Source organism: Streptomyces gobiensis (assembly GCF_021216675.1).
Lineage (GTDB): Bacteria > Actinomycetota > Actinomycetes > Streptomycetales > Streptomycetaceae > Streptomyces > Streptomyces gobiensis.
Genome location: NZ_CP086120.1, coordinates 4,254,988 through 4,274,405, shown reverse-complemented (window position 1 = coordinate 4,274,405; position 19,418 = coordinate 4,254,988). Strand labels below are relative to the sequence as shown.

General features: G+C 69.7%; 13 protein-coding genes. 4 read left to right on the top strand and 9 right to left on the bottom strand.

Annotation, left to right across the window (positions count from 1 at the left end; all coding sequences use genetic code 11):
- Position 1: 1 nt before the first annotated feature.
- The gene (locus tag test1122_RS19975; RefSeq protein WP_232270534.1) at positions 2-928 is read right to left on the bottom strand and encodes a proline dehydrogenase family protein; all 927 of its coding nucleotides are present in this window, start codon (positions 926-928) and stop codon (positions 2-4) included.
- Between the two features lie 179 nt (positions 929-1,107).
- Between test1122_RS19975 and test1122_RS19970 the strand changes: the two genes are divergently transcribed.
- Positions 1,108-2,283 (top strand): PucR family transcriptional regulator, encoded by a 1,176-nt coding sequence (locus test1122_RS19970; RefSeq protein WP_232270533.1) that lies wholly within the window; start codon positions 1,108-1,110, stop codon positions 2,281-2,283.
- Between the two features lie 662 nt (positions 2,284-2,945).
- On the opposite strand, the gene test1122_RS19965 is transcribed toward test1122_RS19970, so the two are convergent.
- The 7 genes from test1122_RS19965 to test1122_RS19935 all read right to left on the bottom strand — a co-directional run bounded on the left by test1122_RS19965 (position 2,946) and on the right by test1122_RS19935 (position 13,737).
- Positions 2,946-3,790, bottom strand: a protein-coding gene (locus test1122_RS19965) for an IS5 family transposase (protein WP_422396910.1) whose coding sequence is annotated in 2 segments (ribosomal slippage) — positions 2,946-3,460 and positions 3,460-3,790 — 846 coding nt in all. Because the reading frame shifts where the segments join, the coding sequence is not laid out codon by codon here.
- Between the two features lie 118 nt (positions 3,791-3,908).
- Positions 3,909-5,498, bottom strand: coding sequence for a phosphoglycerate dehydrogenase (serA, locus tag test1122_RS19960; protein ID WP_232270532.1), 1,590 nt, complete (start codon positions 5,496-5,498; stop codon positions 3,909-3,911).
- A 281-nt stretch (positions 5,499-5,779) separates the two neighbouring features.
- Positions 5,780-6,778 carry a ketol-acid reductoisomerase gene (gene ilvC, locus test1122_RS19955; RefSeq protein WP_232272003.1) on the bottom strand — a complete coding sequence of 333 codons (999 nt, stop codon included), beginning with the start codon at positions 6,776-6,778 and terminating at the stop codon, positions 5,780-5,782.
- Positions 6,779-6,916: 138 nt separating this feature from the next.
- Positions 6,917-7,441, bottom strand: coding sequence for an acetolactate synthase small subunit (gene ilvN / locus test1122_RS19950; protein WP_232270531.1), 525 nt, complete (start codon positions 7,439-7,441; stop codon positions 6,917-6,919).
- Positions 7,442-7,462: 21 nt separating this feature from the next.
- Complete coding sequence (locus test1122_RS19945; protein ID WP_232270530.1) at positions 7,463-9,358, bottom strand: acetolactate synthase large subunit; 1,896 nt, start codon at positions 9,356-9,358, stop codon at positions 7,463-7,465.
- A 273-nt stretch (positions 9,359-9,631) separates the two neighbouring features.
- The gene (locus tag test1122_RS19940; RefSeq protein ID WP_232270529.1) at positions 9,632-12,544 is read right to left on the bottom strand and encodes a putative bifunctional diguanylate cyclase/phosphodiesterase; all 2,913 of its coding nucleotides are present in this window, start codon (positions 12,542-12,544) and stop codon (positions 9,632-9,634) included.
- A gap of 251 nt (positions 12,545-12,795) precedes the next feature.
- Entirely contained in the window at positions 12,796-13,737 is a 942-nt protein-coding gene (locus test1122_RS19935; RefSeq protein WP_232270528.1) for a 2-hydroxyacid dehydrogenase, read from the bottom strand.
- 122 nt (positions 13,738-13,859) lie between these two features.
- Here test1122_RS19935 and test1122_RS19930 point away from each other — a divergent pair, with 122 nt between their 5' ends.
- The 3 genes from test1122_RS19930 (at position 13,860) to test1122_RS19920 (ending at position 16,400) form a co-directional block, all read left to right on the top strand.
- Entirely contained in the window at positions 13,860-14,858 is a 999-nt protein-coding gene (locus tag test1122_RS19930) for an aldo/keto reductase (protein ID WP_232270527.1), read from the top strand.
- 92 nt (positions 14,859-14,950) lie between these two features.
- Positions 14,951-16,141 (top strand): PQQ-dependent sugar dehydrogenase, encoded by a 1,191-nt coding sequence (locus tag test1122_RS19925; RefSeq protein ID WP_232270526.1) that lies wholly within the window; start codon positions 14,951-14,953, stop codon positions 16,139-16,141.
- 43 nt (positions 16,142-16,184) lie between these two features.
- Positions 16,185-16,400 (top strand): DUF6191 domain-containing protein, encoded by a 216-nt coding sequence (locus test1122_RS19920; RefSeq protein WP_232270525.1) that lies wholly within the window; start codon positions 16,185-16,187, stop codon positions 16,398-16,400.
- Here test1122_RS19920 and test1122_RS19915 read toward each other — a convergent pair.
- Positions 16,327-19,359, bottom strand: a complete 3,033-nt coding sequence (locus test1122_RS19915; RefSeq protein ID WP_232272002.1) for a helix-turn-helix transcriptional regulator — start codon at positions 19,357-19,359, stop codon at positions 16,327-16,329. The genes test1122_RS19920 and test1122_RS19915 overlap by 74 nt on opposite strands.
- Positions 19,360-19,418: the final 59 nt, after the last annotated feature.

Below are 19,418 nucleotides of genomic sequence, written 5' to 3'. Positions count from 1 at the left end.
GTTACCCACGGGTGGCCAGCGAGCGCAGGAAGAAGGCGAGGTTGGCGGGGCGCTCGGCAAGCCGTCGCATGAAGTACGCGTACCAGTCGGTGCCGTAAGGGACATAGACGCGCATCCGGTTCCCCTCCGCCACGAGCCGCCGCTGCTCGGCCTCGCGGATGCCGTACAGCATCTGGAACTCGTACTCGTCCTGTTTACGGCCGAAGCGGCGTGCGAGCTCCTGCGTGATGGCCACCATCCGCGGGTCATGCGAGCCGATCATGGGGTACCCCTTGCCCGCCATCAGGATCTTCAGGCAGCGGACGTACGCCCGGTCGACCTCTCGTTTGTCCTGGAAGGCAACCCCGGCCGGCTCCTTGTACGCACCCTTCACCAGCCGCACCCGCGAGCCTTCCCCCGCCAGTGCGTGGCAGTCGTCCTCGGTCCGGAAGAGGTAGGACTGAACGACGGCACCGGTCTGCGGGAAACGCTTCCGGAGCTCGGTCAGGATGGCCAGGGTGGAGTCGACCGTGGTGTGGTCCTCCATATCCAGCGTAACGGTCGTGCCCGCCTCGGCCGCGGCCTCAACGACCGGCAGGACGTTCTCGTAGGCGATGTCATGGCCACCGGGCAGCGCCTGCCCGAAGGCGCTCAGCTTCACCGACATCTCAGCTCGTACGCCCAGGCCCTCGCCCTTGAGAGCCCTGGCGAGCGCGAGATAGGCGTCGCGGGACCGCAGCGCCTCGCTGCGGTCGGTGATGTCCTCGCCGAGGTGATCGAGGGTGACCTCCAGGCCACGGCCGGTCAGCGAGCGCACCACCGCCAGAGACTCATCCAGCCGCTCCCCCGCGACAAACCGGTCCACCACGGTGCGGGTGACCGGTGCGGCCGAGACGATACGGCGGATGCTGTCGCTGCGCGCGGCAGCGAGAAGCACAGGACCCAGCACGGGGCACCTCCACAAAGAGACCTCTTGAACGGCAAGGTGAGCCACCGTGAAACCTAAGGATCGCGCCAATGCGCGACCATCGACAGCTGTCACGCATCCGTGTCCCAGATCTCAGACACATGTACGAGAATGGTCGGTGACATTGGACTGGAACGCGACCCAGGAGACGGCGGAAACGGATGCGCGAGGACTATCAGGCACTGATCGACGAGGTATCAGCGCTGCTCGGCACCCCGGCGACACTGGAGAACCGTGATTTCGGGCTGATCGCCTTCGGCGCGCATGAGAGCGACAGCGATGACGACGAGCTGGTCATGGACCCGGTACGGACCCGGTCCATCATGCGGCGGCGCTCCACGGCGGCGGTGCGGGAGTGGTTCGAGCGGTTTGGGATCGCCCGGGCGACGGAGCCGGTACGGATTCCGCCGGATCCGGCGGCGGGGGTGGTGAGGGGGCGTATCTGCCTGCCCGTGCGGCATGGCGGGGTCGCCTATGGCTATATCTGGCTGCTGGACGACGGTGCGCTGGCGCTCACCGATCCCCGGCTGACGGAGGCGTTGGCCACGGCTACCCGGATCGGGGCCCTGCTGGCGGCGGAGGCGCGCGCGGGTGCGCGGCTGGGTGAGCTGCTGCGGGAGCTGCTCACCGGCTCCGCCGGGGCCCGGGACTCCGCCGCCGCGGAGCTGCGCACCGCGCTCGGCGATGCGGCGGCCGGCATCTCGTCGCTGGCGATGCTGGCGATCGCGCCCTGGCAGGGGGGCGAGGGCGACGCCCCGGGCGGGGAGTCCACGCTGGCCGGGCAGCCGAATGTGGCCGCGCTGTGTGCGCTGCCATCGGCTACGGCGCTGGCCGCGCTGGTACGGCTGCGCCCGTCCGGCGGTCTCGACCCCGCCCTGACGACCGCGGAGCGGCTGCTGCGGTCACCGCGGGCGAGCCCACGGGGGCGGCCCGCGGCGGGCATCAGCGCGCCACGCGGCGGGCTGATGGAGCTGCCCGGCGCCTGGCGGGAGGCCCTGGCCGCGGCCCGGGCCGCTCGGGCCGACACCCGGCTGGGTCCCGTCGCCCAGTGGTCCGGGCTCGGGCCCTACCGCCTGCTGACCGCGCTGCCCGCCGACGCCGAGCCCGATCCGGTCATACGGACCCTGCTGGAGCCGGTACACCGCGAAATGGCCCACACCGCCGAGGTGTTCCTCGACTGCGCGGGCCAGGCGAAGCGTACGGCGGCGGCCCTGGGGATTCACCGGCAAACGCTGTACTACCGGCTCTCCCGGGTGGAGCAGCTCACCGGGCTCGACCTGGACGACGGTGAGCACCGTCTCCTGCTCCACATGGCCCTCAAGGCCGCCCGCCTCTGACCCGCGCCGCGGGGTTCCCCCTCCCCCGCTGTGCCGATACGCGGCTCCGCCACGCGGCGGGGCTCCGCCCCCCGGCTGCGGGGTGCCGTGGGTGGGTTTCCCCAATTCCCGCCCCTTCCCGGCTCTACCGATATGCGGCTCCGCCGCGTGGCGGGGCTCCGCCCGGCTGCGGGGGTGCCGTGAGTGGGTTTCCCCAATTCCCGCCCCTTCCCGGCTGCACCGATATGCGGCTCCGCCGCGTGGCGGGGCTCCGCCCGGCTGCGGGGGTGCCGTGAGTGGGTTCCCCCGTATCCCGCCCCTTCCCGGCTGCACCGATATGCGGCTCCGCCGCGCGGCGGGGCCTCCCCCCGGCTGCGGGGGTGCCGGGGGCGGGTTTCCCCAATTCCCGCCCCTTCCCGGAAACCGGGGCTTCGCCCCGGGCCCCGGGGGTGGCCCGGTGCGGGCCGGTGGCCGGTGTTGTGCCCACCCACAGCCCCTCGCGGGGCTGCGAGTGCCCACAACACGGGGTGGGGGTCTGGGGGCGGCAGCCCACAGTTTCGGGAAGGGGCCGGGTTCGGGGAACTCCCACCGACGGCAACGGCGCCCAGCCACCACCCCCGACGGACGGAGTCCGGCGCTGGGGGCACCTCCCAGCCCGCCAGGGCTAGGCCGTTTCTTTTGGATCATCTCGCTGACCAGATGAAGATGGCGGCGAGGTGGAGTCCGGCGAGGTAGATGGTGGCGGTCTTGTCGTAGCGGGTGGCCAGGCCGCGCCATTGCTTGAGTCTGTTGATGCAGCGCTCGACCGTGTTGCGCCGCTTGTAGGCGTCGCGGTCGAAGGCTGGTGGTCTGCCGCCGCGGCTGCCGCGGCGTTTGCGGTTGGCGGCCTGGTCGGCGGGCTGCGGGATCACGGCCCGGATCCCGCGCCGACGGAGATGGGTCCGGATCGCGCGGGATGAGTAGGCCTTGTCGGCCAGGATCACGTCCGGCGTGATCCTGGGCCGGCCGATTGGCCGGGGCACCCGTAAGCGGGCCATGACCTCGGGGAATGCGGGTGCGTCACCTGCCTGGCCAGGCGTGATGACGAAGGCCAGGGGCCGGCAGTGGCTGTCCGCGGCGAGGTGGATCTTGGTGGTCAGTCCGCCGCGGGAGCGTCCGAGGGCATGGTCGTCCGGCTCGCCGGCCGGGGCCCCTTTTGACGGGCCCCGGCGGCGTGCTGGTGGGCTCGGACGATGGTGGAGTCGACCGCGACGACCCAGTCGAGGTCGCCTTCGGCGTCGGCCTGGGCGAGCAGGGCGGTGAAGACCTTCTCCCAGGTGCCGTCGGCGGCCCACTTCCGCAGGCGGTTGTGGGCGCCCTTCCACGACCCGAAGTGCTCGGGCAGGTCCATCCACGGTGTCCCGGTGCGGTACTTGAACGCGATCGCGTCGATCACCTGGCGGTGATCACGCCACCGTCCGCCCCGCTTCGGAGTCCGGTCCGGCAACAACGGCTCGATCCGTGCCCACTGGGCATCAGTCAACGACACACATCAACCAACGATCAGATGATCCGAAGGAAACGGCCTAGGGGGAGTCCGAAGCCCTCGAGGCGCCCCCGGCGCCGAGAGGTGCGAGGACGCCGTTAAGAAGGGGTGGCGGGTGCGGTCAGTCTTCCAGGTTGACCGCGCGGGCCGACGTCGCACCGATCTCTTCGGCGATCTCCGCGAGGACACCAGCCGGAATCGTGTCATCCACCGTGAGAGCGACCAGCGCCTCGCCGCCCTCCTCCGCACGGGAGACCTGCATATTGGCGATGTTGATGCCCGCCTCACCGATGATGCGGCCGAGGGTGCCGACGACGCCGGGGCGGTCGGTGTAGCGCAGGAACGCCATGTGGTCGGCGAGACCGAGCTCGATGTCGTGCTCACCGATAGCGACGATCTTCTGCAGGTGCTTCGGGCCCGCCAGCGTGCCCGAGACAGCGATCTCCTCACCGCTGCTCAGGGTGCCGCGCACGGTCACCAGGTTGCGGTGGTCCGGGGAGTCGCTGGACGTCGTGAGGCGGACCTCAACGCCGCGCTCCTGAGCGAAGAGCGGGGCGTTGACGTACGAGACGGTGTCGTCGACGACATCCTCGAAGACACCCTTGAGCGCGGAGAGTTCGAGCACCTTCACATCGTGCTGGGTGATCTCGCCGTAGACCTCGACATCGAGCCGGACGGCGACCTCGGCCGCCAGCGCGGTGAAGATCCGGCCCAGCCGCTCGGCGAGCGGCAGTCCGGGACGTACGTCCTCGGCGATGACACCGCCCTGGACATTGACCGCGTCCGGCACCAGCTCACCGGCGAGCGCCAGCCGGACCGACCGGGCGACGGAGACGCCCGCCTTCTCCTGGGCCTCACCGGTGGAGGCGCCCAGGTGCGGGGTGCATACGACCTGGTCGAACGCGAAGAGCGGGGAGTCGGTGCATGGCTCGGTGGCGTACACATCCAGCCCCGCACCCGCGACCCGGCCCTCCTTGAGGGCTGCGGCCAGGGCCTCCTCGTCCACGATGCCACCGCGGGCCGCGTTGACGATCCGGACCGAGGGCTTGACCTTGTGCAGCGCCTCGTCACCGATGAGACCCACGGTCTCCGGGGTCTTGGGCAGGTGCACGGTGATGAAGTCGGAGACCTCGAGCAGCTCGTCCAGCGAGAGCAGCTTGACGCCCATCTGCGCGGCACGCGCGGGCTGGACGTACGGGTCGTAAGCGACGACCTTCATGCCGAAGGCGGACATCCGCTGGGCGACCAGCACACCGATCCGGCCGAGTCCGACAACGCCCAGCGTCTTCTCGGCGAGCTCGACGCCGGTGTACTTGCTGCGCTTCCACTCGCCGTTCTTCAGGGCGGTGTTGGCCTGCGGAATATTGCGGGCGGTGGCGACGAGCAGACCGCAGGCGAGCTCGGCGGCGGTGACGATGTTGGATGTCGGAGCGTTGACGACCATCACACCGGCCTTGGTGGCGGCGGAGACGTCGACGTTGTCCAGGCCGACACCGGCGCGGGCGACGACCTTGAGTTTGCGGGCGGCGCCGATCGCCTCAGCGTCCACCTTCGTGGCGCTGCGGACCAGGATGGCGTCGACATCGGCGATGGCGGACAGCAGCTCGCCTCGGTCGGCTCCATTGCACTGCCGGATCTCAAAATCGGGGCCTAGGGCATCGATCGTGGCCGGCGAGAGCTCTTCGGCAATGAGTACTACGGGCTTGCTCACTTCGGTCTCAGTCCTCACTAGTCCTGGGGGCCCCTCCCGTGCCCGGAGGGTTACGGGGGAGGACGGCCGCGTCGCGACGGCCGAAGGCGGTGGAGGTTGGCAGCCGCGTGGAGACGCACGACGCTGTGAGCCTGTGACGCGTATCTGCTCCGCAGTCTATCCACGAAGCGGGGCGAGGTTGACGGCTTGCGTGGATCGCCCCTCGCGCGGGGGTCCTCCCCACCCCCGTACCGGTGTCCGTGGCGGGACCCGTCGGTCCCGCCACGGACACTCGGACCGGCTTACGCCTCGTCGTCGACCCAGCTCATGAGCTTGCGCAGCTCCTTGCCGGTGGTCTCCAGGAGGTGGTCGCTGTCGGCCTGCTTGTACTCGTTGTACTTCGGCAGACCGGCCTTGTACTCCGCCATCCAGTTCTTGGCGAAAGTGCCGTCCTGGATATCGTCCAGGACCTTCTTCATCTCGGCCTTGGTCTGGTCAGTGATGATCCGCGGACCGGTGACGTAGTCGCCCCACTCGGCGGTCTCGGAGACCGACCAGCGCATCTTGTCCAGGCCGCCCTCGTACATCAGGTCCACGATCAGCTTGAGCTCGTGAAGGCACTCGAAGTACGCGATCTCCGGCTGGTAGCCCGCCTCGACCAGGGTCTCGAAGCCCGCCTTGACCAGCGCGGAGGCGCCGCCGCAGAGCACCGCCTGCTCGCCGAAGAGGTCGGTCTCGGTCTCCTCGGTGAAGGTGGTCTTGATGACGCCCGCGCGGGTGCCGCCGATGCCCTTGGCGTAGGACAGGGCCAGCTCGAAGGCCTTGCCGGTCGCGTCCTGCTCGACGGCCGCGATACACGGCACGCCCCGGCCTTCCTCGAACTGGCGGCGGACCAGGTGGCCCGGGCCCTTGGGGGCGACCATGCAGACGTCGACACCGGCCGGCGGCTGGATGAAGCCGAAGCGGATGTTGAAGCCATGGCCGAAGAACAGCGCGTCGCCGTCCTTCAGGTTGCCCTTGACGGACTCCTCGTAGACCTGGGCCTGGATCGGGTCCGGCACCAGGACCATGATGACGTCGGCCTCGGCGGCGGCCTCGGCCGGGGTCACCACGCGCAGGCCCTGCTCCTCGGCCTTCGTACGGGACTTGGAGCCCTCGTGCAGACCGACGCGCACATCGACACCCGAGTCGCGCAGCGACAGCGCGTGGGCGTGCCCCTGGCTGCCGTAGCCGAGAACCGCGACCTTGCGGCCCTGGATGATGGACAGGTCGGCGTCGTCGTCATAGAACAGCTCGGCCACTTCGGATATCTCCTTGTTCTTGCTGTGCGGGGTCTGTGCGTCTGTTGTGCTGTGCGGCCCGCGTATGGGTCCCACCGTATGCCCGGTGGGCGGGGGCCGGGGCGGAGTCTCGCTATACGGTCGCGTCCGCGGCCGTGCCTACGCCGTGCGGTCCAGGGCGCGGAGGGAGCGGTCGGTGATGGAGCGGGAGCCGCGCCCGATCGCGATGGTGCCGGACTGGACCAGCTCCTTGATGCCGAAGGGCTCCAGCATCTTGAGCATCGCCTCCAGCTTGTCGCTGCTGCCGGTCGCCTCGATGGTGACGGCCTCCGGGGACACGTCGACGGTCTTGGCGCGGAAGAGCTGGACGATCTCCACGATCTGCGAGCGAGTCTCGTTGTCGGCACGCACTTTCACCAGAACGAGTTCACGCTGAACGGCCGCCGCGGGCTCCAGCTCAACGATCTTCAGCACATTGATGAGCTTGTTGAGCTGCTTGGTGACCTGCTCGAGCGGAAGGTCCTCGACGTTCACCACGATGGTGATCCGGGAGATCTCCGGGTGTTCGGTGGTACCGACGGCGAGCGAGTCGATGTTGAAGCCCCGCCGGGAGAACAGCGCGGTGATCCGGGCGAGGACACCGGGCTTGTTCTCCACCAGGACGGAGAGCGTGTGCTTGGACATGTCTCGTACTCTCTCGCTCTCTCAGTCGTCGCTGTCACCGAAGTCCGGACGGACGCCGCGCGCCGCCATGACCTCGTCGTTGGAAGTGCCTGCCGCGACCATCGGCCAGACCATCGCGTCCTCATGGACGATGAAGTCGACGACGACGGGGCGGTCGTTGATGGAGTTGGCCTTCTCGATCACCGCGTCCAGATCGGCCGGGTCCTCACAGCGGATACCGACACAGCCCATGGCCTCCGCCAGTTTGACGAAGTCCGGGCAGCGGGTGCCCAGGCTGGGGGTGCCGTCAGCCGAGGCCTTGCCGTCCGACTCCGGACCGGAGTGCAGCACGGTGTTGGAGTAGCGCTCGTTGTAGAAGAGGGTCTGCCACTGGCGGACCATGCCCAGCGCGCCATTGTTGATGATCGCGACCTTGATCGGGATGTTGTTGAGCGTGGCGGTGACCAGCTCCTGGTTGGTCATCTGGAAGCAGCCGTCGCCGTCGATCGCCCAGACCGTACGGTCCGGGGCACCGGCCTTGGCGCCCAGCGCGGCCGGGACCGCGTACCCCATGGTGCCCAGGCCCCCGGAGTTCAGCCAGGTCGCGGGCTGCTCGTACTTGATGAAGTGCGAGGCCCACATCTGATGCTGGCCGACGCCCGCGGCGTAGATGGTGTCCTTGGGTGCCAGCTGCCCGATGCGCTCGATCACCTGCTGCGGGGACAGCGAGCCGTCCTCGGGCAGGTCGTAGCCGAGCGGATAGGTGTCGCGCCAGCGGCTCAGCTGCTCCCACCAGTCCGCGTATCCCGTTCGGGCGGCCTCACCGGCCCGGCCCGCCTCCTGCTCGCCCTGCACGGCGACGACCAGGTCGGCGATGACCTCACGGGCGTCTCCGACGATCGGCACATCGGCGGCGCGGTTCTTGCCGATCTCGGCCGGGTCGATATCGGCGTGGACGATCTTCGCATAGGGGGCGAAGGAGTCCAGCTTGCCGGTGACGCGGTCATCAAAGCGAGCGCCCAGTGCCACGATCAGATCGGCCTTCTGCAGCGCGGTGACGGCCGCCACGGCGCCATGCATCCCGGGCATCCCGACGTGCTGCGGGTGGCTGTCCGGGAAGGCGCCGAGCGCCATCAGAGTGGTGGTGACGGGGGCGCCGGTCAGCTCGGCCAGGATCTTCAGCTCAGCGGTGGCCCGTGCCTTGAGAACACCGCCGCCGACATAGAGCACCGGGCGCCTGGCCGCGCTGATCAGCTTGGCGGCCTCGCGGATCTGCTTGGCGTGCGGCTTGGTGACGGGCCGGTAGCCGGGCAGGTCATGGACGGGCGGCCAGGAGAAGGTGGTCTGGGCCTGCAGAGCGTCCTTGGCGATGTCGACGAGAACCGGGCCGGGGCGTCCGGTGGCGGCGATGTGGAAGGCCTCGGCGATGGTCCGCGGGATATCGGCCGGGTTGGTGACCAGGAAGTTGTGCTTGGTGATCGGCATCGTGATGCCGCAGATGTCGGCTTCCTGGAAGGCGTCGGTGCCGATCGCCTTGGAGGCCACCTGTCCCGTGATCGCGACCAGCGGGACGGAGTCCATATGGGCGTCGGCGATCGGGGTGACAAGGTTGGTGGCGCCGGGGCCCGAGGTGGCCATGCAGACGCCGACCTTGCCGGTCGCCTGGGCGTAACCGGTCGCGGCGTGTCCCGCGCCCTGCTCATGACGGACGAGGACGTGGCGGACCCGGGAGGAGTCCATCATCGGGTCGTACGCGGGCAGGATAGCGCCGCCCGGGATGCCGAATACGGTGTCGGCACCGACTTCCTCAAGAGAACGGATGAGGGACTGCGCGCCCGTGAGGTGCTGGACGGTGGCAGTGGCGTTGGCGGGCGGCTGCTGCCCGCCGCTACGGGCCCGCGGCTGCGGAGTGGGGGCCCCGGTGGCCTGCTCGGTCATCGGCTATCTCTTCTCGGATGAGTGAGGGTTTTGACGCTGGGTGCTGCTCGGGTACTGCTGGGATGGTGCTGGCTTTGGGCTGTTCTGGGCGGTCTGTGCGGGATGTGCGAGGGCACTGGTGCAACAAAAAACCCCTCGTGCCGGTAGGCAAGCGAGGGGAGCGCGTCACTGGTGTCCGCGGGGTCTGGTGGCCCCGGGTCAGCTGACGCGCTTTCCAAGTACGAGAATTCGAGTGCGCATGGCACAGACCTTCCTCCCACGGCATATGAAGTGTCAAGTGGGTGGGACGGACGTCTCACTATTTGAGCGCAATGGCGGATGCGTCACCGGATCCGGACCAGCCGCGCCACCCCGGCGCACCGGCAGCGATCCGGCCACCACGATCGAGCGGCCACCGTTTCCATTGGTGTTCCCATTGGCGACGGCGTGCTCCGGCACCGGATAGCAGCCCCGGGACAGTGCCCGGCGCAGCCGGTGCTCATCCAGCGGCCCGGAGAAGGCCATCCCCTGGCCATGTGTGCAGCCCATCGCACGGAGCGCGCTGACCTGCTCGGGCAGATCGACGCCATCGGCCACGGAGGACATGCCGAGGTCGTTGGCGATCCGGAGCAGCCCGGCGGTGATCTTGTTCAGCCGGGGAGACTCCACAATGCCGTCGACCAGCCCGCGTTCGAGCCGGAGCACATCGACCGGGAGCCGCCGCAGCGCGGCGATGGTCCCGCAGCCGCTGCCGAAGCCGTCCAGCGCGACAGCGACGCCGAGCCGCCGCAGCCCGTTCAGCCGGGCTTCCAGCTCTTCGAGCGGGAGCCGTGGGTCGCTGTCGCAGAGCTCGATGACGAGGCTTCCGGAGGGCAGGCCATGCCGGGTCAGCAGCGCCTCGATGGTGCCGCTGGCCATGGAGCGGTCGATGAGACGGCGGGCGGAGAGCCGCACGGACACCGGTGTGGTGAAGCCCGCCCGGTGCCGCTCGGCGGCCTGGGCGACCGCCTCCTGCAGCAGCCAGCGGCCCACTTTGGCCTCCTGGCCGCCGGCGCCGTCCCGGCCCGCCCGGGCATCGCCGGGAAGGAACTCCGCCGGGTTGAAGAGCAGACCCTGTGCCGAGCGCCAGCGTGCCTGTGCGGCGACCGCCCTGACCTCACCGCTGTCGAGCTCGACGATGGGCTGGTGGAGCAGGGCGAACTCGCCGTCGTGCAGGGCGCTGCGCAGCCGGGTGGCGATCTCGGAGCGGCGCACCATCTCGGCTTGCAGCTGCGGTGCGTAGAGCTCGACCCGGGCCTTGCCCGCCTGCTTGGCCCGGTACATCGCCAGGTCGGCGTTGCGCATCAGCGCGGCCGGTGAGATGCCGGGCTCGGCGAAGGCGACCCCGATGGAGGCGGCGACCCGCACTTCGGTCTCCCCCTCGACGCGGTAGGGCTCCGAGAGCTTCAGCCGCAGCCGGTCGGCGATCTCCAGGACCCGGACCTCACGCTCGGCCTGGCCGCACGCCCCATCGCCGAGGATGAGCGCCGCGAACTCATCGCCGCCAAGCCGGGCGGCGGTGTCCCCGGCCCGTACGGACTCCAGGAGCCGCCGCCCGGCGTGCACCAGCAGCTCATCGCCCGCCTGGTGCCCGATGGAGTCATTGACCGCCTTGAAACCGTCGAGGTCGATGAAGAGCACCGCGGCGTCCCGGTCCGGGCCGTCCCCGCCGCGCCGTCCGGAGAGCGCCTGCCGCACCCGCTCGGTGAACAGCGCGCGGTTGGGCAGATCGGTGAGCGGGTCATGGGAGGCGTTGTGCTGCAACTGTGCTTGCAGCCGCACCCGTTCGGTGACATCCCGGCTGTTGAAGATGAGCCCGCCCTGATAGCGGTTGATCGTGGACTCCACATTGAGCCAGTCACCGTTGGCATGCTGGAAGCGGCACTCGATCCGGATCGAGGACTCCTGGTCGGATGGCGCGGCGAGAAAGCGGCGCACCTCATGGAGGAACCGGCCGAGGTCCTCTTGATGAATCAGCGAGGCGAGCTCGGAGCCGACCAGCTCCTCGGCCTCGCGGCCGTAGACGCCCGCGGCGGCGGGACTGACATAGCGCAGCGTCCCGGTGGATGCGGCGATCATGATGACATCACTGGACCCTTGCACCAGGGAGCGGAAGTGGCTCTCCTTGTGGGCCAGTTCCCGGGTCAGCCGGATGTTGTCCATCAGCATGATTCCCTGCCGCACCACCAGGCCGAGCACGACGGTGCAGGCGGTGACGAGCACCACCTGGTCGACATGGCGGCCGTCGCTGAAGTTGTAGAGCACGCCCAGGGTGCAGACGGCGGCGGCGAGATACGGCGTCAGAGCGGCCAGCGATCCGGAGATCGGACGGCTGGTGACCGGGGCGCTCTCCTTCTCCCGCGTGGGCTGGCGGCCGCTGACCCATGGGGCGTAGGCAAGGAGCAGGGAGCCCGCGAACCAGCCCGCGTCCAGCAGCTGCCCCGAGCTGTACCGCGCCTGCAGCAACGGCGAGGTGAACAGCGCGTCACACAGCACGGTGAGAGCGAGCGCGCCGACCGCGGTGTTGATCGCCGAGCGATGTGCCGAGGAGCGCCGGAAGTGCAGCGCCAGCACCATGCTGACCAGCACGATGTCCAGCAGCGGATAGGCCAGCAGAAGCGCGGCCTGCGGCACGGACTCGCCCCGCCAGGTATTGGTGTGGGCGAGGGCGAGGCTCCAGGAGAGGGTCAGAAGCGAGCCACCGATCAGCCAGGCGTCCAGGCTGAGACAGATCCAGCCGGCTCTGGAGACCGGCCGCTTGGCGAGCACCAGCAGACCGATGATCGCGGGCGGCGCGAAGAGCAGAAAGAAGACATCGGCGGGCGACGGTGACGGAACTGGCTGATCCAGAACGATCTCGTACCACCCCCAGACGGCGTTCCCCATCCCCGCCATCGCGGAGGACACCGCGAACAGCACCCAGGCGGGGCGAAACCGGCTCGGGTGCGTACGGGCATACCAGAGGCAGGATCCGGCGGCCAGGAAGGCGGCGGCGCTGAGCCCGAAGTCACCCATGAACAGCGCCACTTGGGGAGAGCCCCAGCCGAGTGCCGCCCCCGTCGCATAGCCGAGGCAGACGGCGACCAGCGCCAGCTGCGGCAGCACCGCCCTGCGACCGCCAACCCGCCGCCGGGGGACCCGGGCGAAAGTGGCTCCATGGGCGCTCATCGCGCCGCCTCCGAGCATGGGGGCCACGTCCTGCGTCCGTCACCCCTCATCCGCCAGTTCGTCCATTGGTCGCGCATTCGCCCATCGCCCCCCTCGGTTGTACTGGTATCGCCCCGTCCGGACGATACACCAGTTCCGTCACTCAGGGACATAGCGTCTCTACTCAGCGTGACCAAGAGCGAAGTTTTGGGCACAGGGTGCAGCCGCCCGCCTGCACAGCGTGGTATGGGAGCGCTCTTGAGGTAGTCCGCCTACTCTGCCACGGCCCGCACATGCTCCAACGGTTCTCCGGCCTCGAAGCGCTTCAGCTGGGTGCGCAGCAACTTCTTGGCGCGGGGCAGAAAAGCCGAGGTGAAGCCGCCTATATGCGGTGTGATGAGAGTGCCCGGCGCCCGCCACAACGGATGTCCGGCGGGCAACGGTTCGGGATCGGTGACATCGAGCGCGGCCCGCAGCCGCCCTCTCTCCAGCTCGGCGAGAAGCGCCTTGGTGTCCACCACTCCCCCACGGGCCACATTCACCAGCAGGGCGCCGTCCTTCATACGGGTCATAAAATCAGCGTCAACAAGCTGACGCGTATCGTCCGTGAGTGGCGTGGACAGCACCACGACATCGGCGTCGGGAAGCAGCCGGGGCAGTTCGGTGCGCGAGTGCACGGGACCACGTTCGCTCTGCCGCGCCGTACGCGCGATCCGGTCGACCCGCTCCACCTCAAAAGGAATGAGCCGGTTCTCAATGGCACTGCCAACGGCGCCATAACCGACAATCAGCACGGTCTTGTCCGCGAGGGCGGGACGCAGATCCGGCTGCCACCGCTGTGCGGCCTGGTCATGGACAGCGCCGGGAATACCACGGAGTGAGGCGAGGGTGAGGGTGAGCGCCAGCTCGGCGGTACTGGCGTCATGCACCCCCCGTGCGTTGCACAGCCTGGCCCCCGCGGGCAATTGCCGGACGGCTGGGGCGACATCGTCGATTCCCGCGGTGAGTGTCTGCACCACCTGGATACCCGTCATCGCCCGCAGCGGGCGCAGCACGACGTCCGGCCTCTTCATATAGGGGACGACATAGAAAACGCACCGGGCGGGGTCGGCGGGGAAGTCCTCCTGACCATTCCAGTACAGGTAGTTGAACGAGCCCGGCAGACCGTCGATCTCGGCGGGCGGAATGGGAAGCCATACATCTGCGTAAGCCATGGCGAGAGGGTATGCGAACGCCCGATGGGTGACCCGTTACTGTGCTTTCCCGGGGGCCTCACATAATGCTGGCGTTGCGGGCCCCGAACCCCAGCAGGGACTCGCGGGAGGCATCAGCGCAGGTGGAGCGCAGGACACTGGGTGCGGCAGCGCTCGAGGTGGGGGCGATCGGCCTCGGCTGTATGCCGATGAGCTGGGCGTACACCACGTCCGAGCAGATCGGCGAGAATTCGCTGCGCACCATTCACGCCGCCCTGGACCATGGGGCGACGCTGCTCGACACCGCCGATATGTACGGCCCGTTCACCAATGAGCTGCTGATCGGCAGGGTGCTCAGGGAGCGGCGTCCGGACGCCTTCGTATCGACCAAGGTCGGGCTGCTCGTCGGTGAGCAGCACATCGTGGCCAATGGCAGGCCCAGCTACGTCAGGCGGGCCTGCGATGCCTCGCTGCGACGGCTGCAGACCGATGTGATCGACCTCTACCAGCTGCACCGGGCCGACCCCGAGGTGCCCATCGAGGAGACCTGGGGTGCGATGGCCGAGCTGGTGACGGCGGGCAAGGTGCGCTCGCTGGGGCTGTGCGCGGTCGGTGCGCGGGCCCTGCGGCGGTCAGCGGGTGCGCCGATACATGAGACGACGCTTCGGCAACTCCAGCGGATCCAGCAGATCTTCCCGGTCAGCGCCGTGCAGGCCGAGCTCTCCGTCTGGTCACCGGAGGCGCTCACCGGGCTGCTGCCTTGGTGCGAGGCACGCGGGGTCGGCTTTCTGGCGGCGATGCCCCTGGGCAATGGCTTCCTGAGCGGCACGCTGACGCCCGGCAGCGGCTTTGAGCCCGACGACGTGCGGGCCCGCCACCCGCGCTTCACGGCCGAGATGATGGCCGCCAACCAGCCCATCGTGGCGGGACTGCGCCGGATCGCCCAGCGGCACGGTGAGGCCACCCCGGCACAGGTGGCACTGGCCTGGCTGCTGGCCCAGGGACGTCATGTCATCCCGGTGCCGGGGGCGAAGAAGCAGCGCTGGGCGGTGGAGAACATAAAAGCAGCCCGGCTCCCCCTCACTGCCAAAGACCTCCAGGAAATCCGCGCCCTCCCCCCGGCCCAGGGCTCCTGGGAATAGCTCACCCGGGGCCGGAGACGCCCGGAACACCCGCGGGTGTGGTGTGCTGGGAACACCACAGCACCCACCAAGGACACCGGGAGGCACAGACCGTGCGAAGCCGCCATCTGCCCGGGAGGGCCACCACCGCCGGGCTCATCGGCACCGCCCTGTTGACCTTGCTGACCTCCGCCTGCTCCGGCGGCCCAGCCTCCGAGAACGGCGCCGGGGAGCCATCACCACCAGCCACAGCGGAAGCCCCTGCGGAGCCAGGAAACAGCCCGACCGGGTCGCCGCCGCCCGCCAAGGGCACGGTCAAGGTGACCGCCACGGTCACCACCAAGCTGAACACCCCGTGGGGGCTTGCGGCGCTGCCCGAGGGAGACCTGCTGGTCTCCTCACGGGACACCGGGAAGATCTTCCGGATCTCTACCGAGGACGGCAAGAAGACAGAGCTGGGTGAGGTCCGGGGCGCCATGGCGGGCGCCGTGCCGGGCGGCGAAGGCGGGCTGCTGGGCATCGCGACAAACGGCGACGGCTATATCTACGCCTACTTCACCAGCGCCTCCGACAACCGCGTCGTGCGGATGCTCTACAACGACAAGAAGCCGGCAGGTCAGCAACTGGGGGAGCCCAGCCGGGTATTCACCGGGCTCCCCAAGTCCGCGGTGCACAATGGCGGCCGCATCGCCTTCGGCCCGGACAAGATGCTCTACGTCGGCACCGGCGACGCCACCGACAGCGATCTGTCCCAGGACAAGGAGTCACCGGCCGGGAAGATCCTCCGGATGCAGCCGGACGGCAGCCCGCCCGGGCATGGCAACCCGGAGGCGGACTCGGTCGTCTACTCCTACGGTCACCGCAATGTGCAGGGCCTGGCCTGGGGCCGGGAGAATCGGCTCTGGGCCTCGGAATTCGGACAGAACAAGTGGGACGAGCTCAATCTGATCGAGCCCGGCAAGAACTACGGCTGGCCGGAGGTCGAGGGCAAGGCAGGCCGGAAGGGCTTCGTCGACCCCGTAGCGCAGTGGACTCCCAAGGAGGCCTCTCCGAGCGGCCTCGCCTGGGCCAAGGGCTCCCTGTGGATGGCGGGTCTGCGCGGCGAGCGGCTGTGGCGGATCCCGGTGGGGGGAGGCACCGAGCCGGTGGCGGAGCCGCAGGCGTTTCTGGAGGGCGAGTACGGAAGGCTGCGTACCGTGGTCTCCGATGGGAACGACGGGCTGTGGCTGGTGACGAGCAACACCGACGGCCGGGGCGACCCGGACGATGATGATGACCGTATCCTGAAGCTGAAGGTGCGGTGACCGCGGATCCGCCCGATGGGGTGGGGGGAAGGAGACCGGAGACATGTTCGGTCTGGCCGAGGAACTGTTCAGTCCAGCCACCCAGCACACCGAGGACGAGCGGCAGCGGCTGGAGCACACCCGCGTCGAGGAGGGCAGCTTCGGTCCGGGCTGTGGCCCGGTAGACCTCGACTCGGGCCAGATCCTTATCGCGATGCCAACGGAGCCCGCGGTGCTTCCGCCCCGCCCCCGGGTGGCGGAGTCGGAAGAAGAAGACTGAGGCGGTGTGCCATCGCCGCCGCCTCACCACGGCTTGAGACGTCCAGCTTCGCCAGGATGTTGGAGACATGCACACTCGCCGTCTTCGGCGAGATATACAGCTCCTCGGCTATCTGACGGTTGCTGCGGCCCGCCGCCACCAGGGCGAGCACACCCCGTTCCCGACGGGTGAGACCAAAGGACTCACCCGGATCGGCGGGCGGTACCAGCGCGGCGATACGGGCCCGTCCCGCCAGCTGCTCAATGCGGGCGCGCAATGGGTCCGCGCCCAGCTCCTGGGCCACTGAGTGCGCCTGGGCAAGGAGATCAGCCGCCCGGTCGCGCCCCTCGCCGGAGTCCAGCAGCGCCTCGGCCCAGCGATAGCGCGCCTGGGCCAGCTGGAAAGGGTGTCCCACCGCTTCCAGTGCGGTGACCGCCTCCGCCCAGCGGTCCGGCGCGGTACGCCCCTCGGCCCGTATGAGCTCCGCGTCGACCAGCAGCCCATAAGCCGCCCACACCGGGACCAGCCGGGGCAGCCGCTTGGCCGTCTCCCGGATCCGGGCCAGGACGCGCGTCCGGCCGGCTTCGGCGGCGCGCGTTCCACGGGCCTCCGACTCCGCCGTCACAGCGGCGAACAGCAGCGGCCAGGCGTACCGCTCCGTGCCCATCGGAAAGCCGCCGCCCAGGGCCTCCGCCAGCAGCTCCCGGGCCGCCCCGATACGACCCCTGGCGGCCTCGATCGCCACTCCGAGAGTCGTCAGCGGAATGACGTGCTGCGGCTGGGGGTCATGGGTGCCGTACTGCTTCCAGGCCTCCGCCAGCTCCTGGGCGGCCAGGTCGGTATGGCCCCGGTCCATGGCCAGTTGCCCACTGCGCAGCGCGGCTGCTCCCAGCGGCCGTGCGCCCAGGGCGTGTTGCCGGGTGTCCGCGATCGCCGCATCCGCCTCGTCCCAGCGCCCCAGTGCGCACAGGATCTCGGAACGGTTGCCGTGCAGCCAGGCCTTGATCCGGTGCTGTCCGAAGCGCTGGGCGACCTGAAGTCCCTCCTCCAGCACCACGAGCGCTTCGTCGTAGCGCCCCAGCCCGTCCAGGACCGAGCCCAGATTGACGTGTGAGCGCATCACCGTCACTTGAGCCCGCTCAACCACCCGCCGGGCGGCGGCGCGCATCTCGGCCAGCCCGGCCGCCACATCGCCGGACCCGGTCAGCAGATAACCGAGCGTCACACGGGCGTGCAGCTCGATGCTCTCGGCACCGACGAGTGAGGCGAGCTCCACCGCCCGCTGGGCGGTGGTGAGGGTATCGGGCGAAGGTTCGTGCACGGATCCCCAGGCGGCGACGTTGGCCAGCACCTCTGCATGCACCGGGGACGGCGGCAGCCCGCGCACCAGCTCCTGCGCCCGTGCCAGCTCCGCCCAGCCGTCGCCCTGGCTGGTGAGCTCGGTGAGCTTTGACTTCTGGGTCCAGAACCAGGCCGCGCGCAGCGGGTCCGCCCGGTCGTCCAGCAGCCGCAGGGCCCGCTTGATACAGGCCAGCGCCCGCTTGCGCTCGCCCGCCAGCAGCGCGGCGGACACCGCCTCGGCGAGCAGATCGAGATAGCGCAGCGCCTCGTCCGCACAGCCGCACGCCGGATACACCTCGGCATGGTCGAAGGCCCGCACCGAGCCCCGGGTCTGTGGTGAGGCGTCCTCCCACAGCTCCAAAGCACGGTCCAGCAGCCGCAGTTGCTCGGCGTAGGCGTAGCGGCGTCGGGCATCGACCGCCGCGTCAAGCACGGCGGGCAGCGCCTTGGCCGCATCGTGCGCGTGGTACCAGTAGCTCGCCAGCCGGGCCGCGCGCTGGTCGGCCCGTATCAGCCCCGGTTCCGACTCCAGCGCCTGTGCGTAGCGCCGGTTGAGCCCGCTGCGCTCACCGGGCAGCAGATCGTCGGAGACGGCCTCACGCACCAGCGCGTGCCGGAACCGGTACCCGTCTCCGTCCCCGCTCGGGGTGAGCACATGGCCGCCGACCGCCGCCCGCAGCGCACCGATCAGCTCATCCTCGCGCTCCTCCGCGACCGCGGCGAGCAGGGAGAACTCCACTGTGGAGCCGCCCTCGGCAGCGACCCGCACCACCTGCTGTGCGGTCTCCGGCAGCGCCTCGACCCGTACGAGCAGCAGATCGCGCAGGGAGTCGCTGATGTCGCAGGTGCCGCAGTGGGTGGTCAGCTCCTCGACGAAGAAGGGATTGCCCTCGGAACGCTCGAAGACCTGCTCAACAAGATCCCGCTCGGGCTCCGGCACACCCTGGATACCGGCCATCTGGGCCTGGACCTCGTCCCGGCTGAGCCGGGGCAGCTCAATCCGCCGGATGGTGCGCAGCCGGTCCAGCTCGGCGAGGAAGGGGCGCAGTGGGTGGCGGCGGTGAATGTCATCGGAGCGGTAGGTGGCGACGAGCACCAGCCGGGCCTGGTGCAGGGAGCGGAAGAGGTAGGCGAAGAGTTCGCGGGTGGAGCGGTCCGCCCAGTGCAGGTCCTCGATGGCCAGGACCAGGGTCCGGTCCTGGGAGAGCGATTCCAGCAGCCGGGCGGTGAGCTCGAAGAGCCGGGCACGGCCGTCCTCATCGTGGAACTCCCGGGTGGCTTCGCCCAGTTCGGGCAGCAGCCTGGCCAGCTCGCCCTCCTGTCCGGCGGCGGCGGCCGTGAGCTCGTCCCCCAACTGACGGTGCAGTGAGCGCAGCACGGTCGATACGGGCGCGAAGGGGAGCCCGTCCGCGCCGATCTCTATACAGCCGCCAACGGCCGTAACCGCACCGGTCTTCCGGGCGGCGGCCAGGAACTCCTCCAGCAGCCGCGTCTTGCCGACTCCCGCCTCGCCGCCCACCACCACCGCCTGCGGCTCTCCCGCGGCGGTGCGGGCGAGCGCATCGGTGAGAGCGGACACTTCGGCACGGCGGCCGACGAAGACGGGGCTGACGCTGGCTGCTTCCACGTCGCTGAGCATCGCATAGAGGTCTGACACAACGGCAGGCATTTTCTGTCCGGTGCCGGTCTCAGGACCTG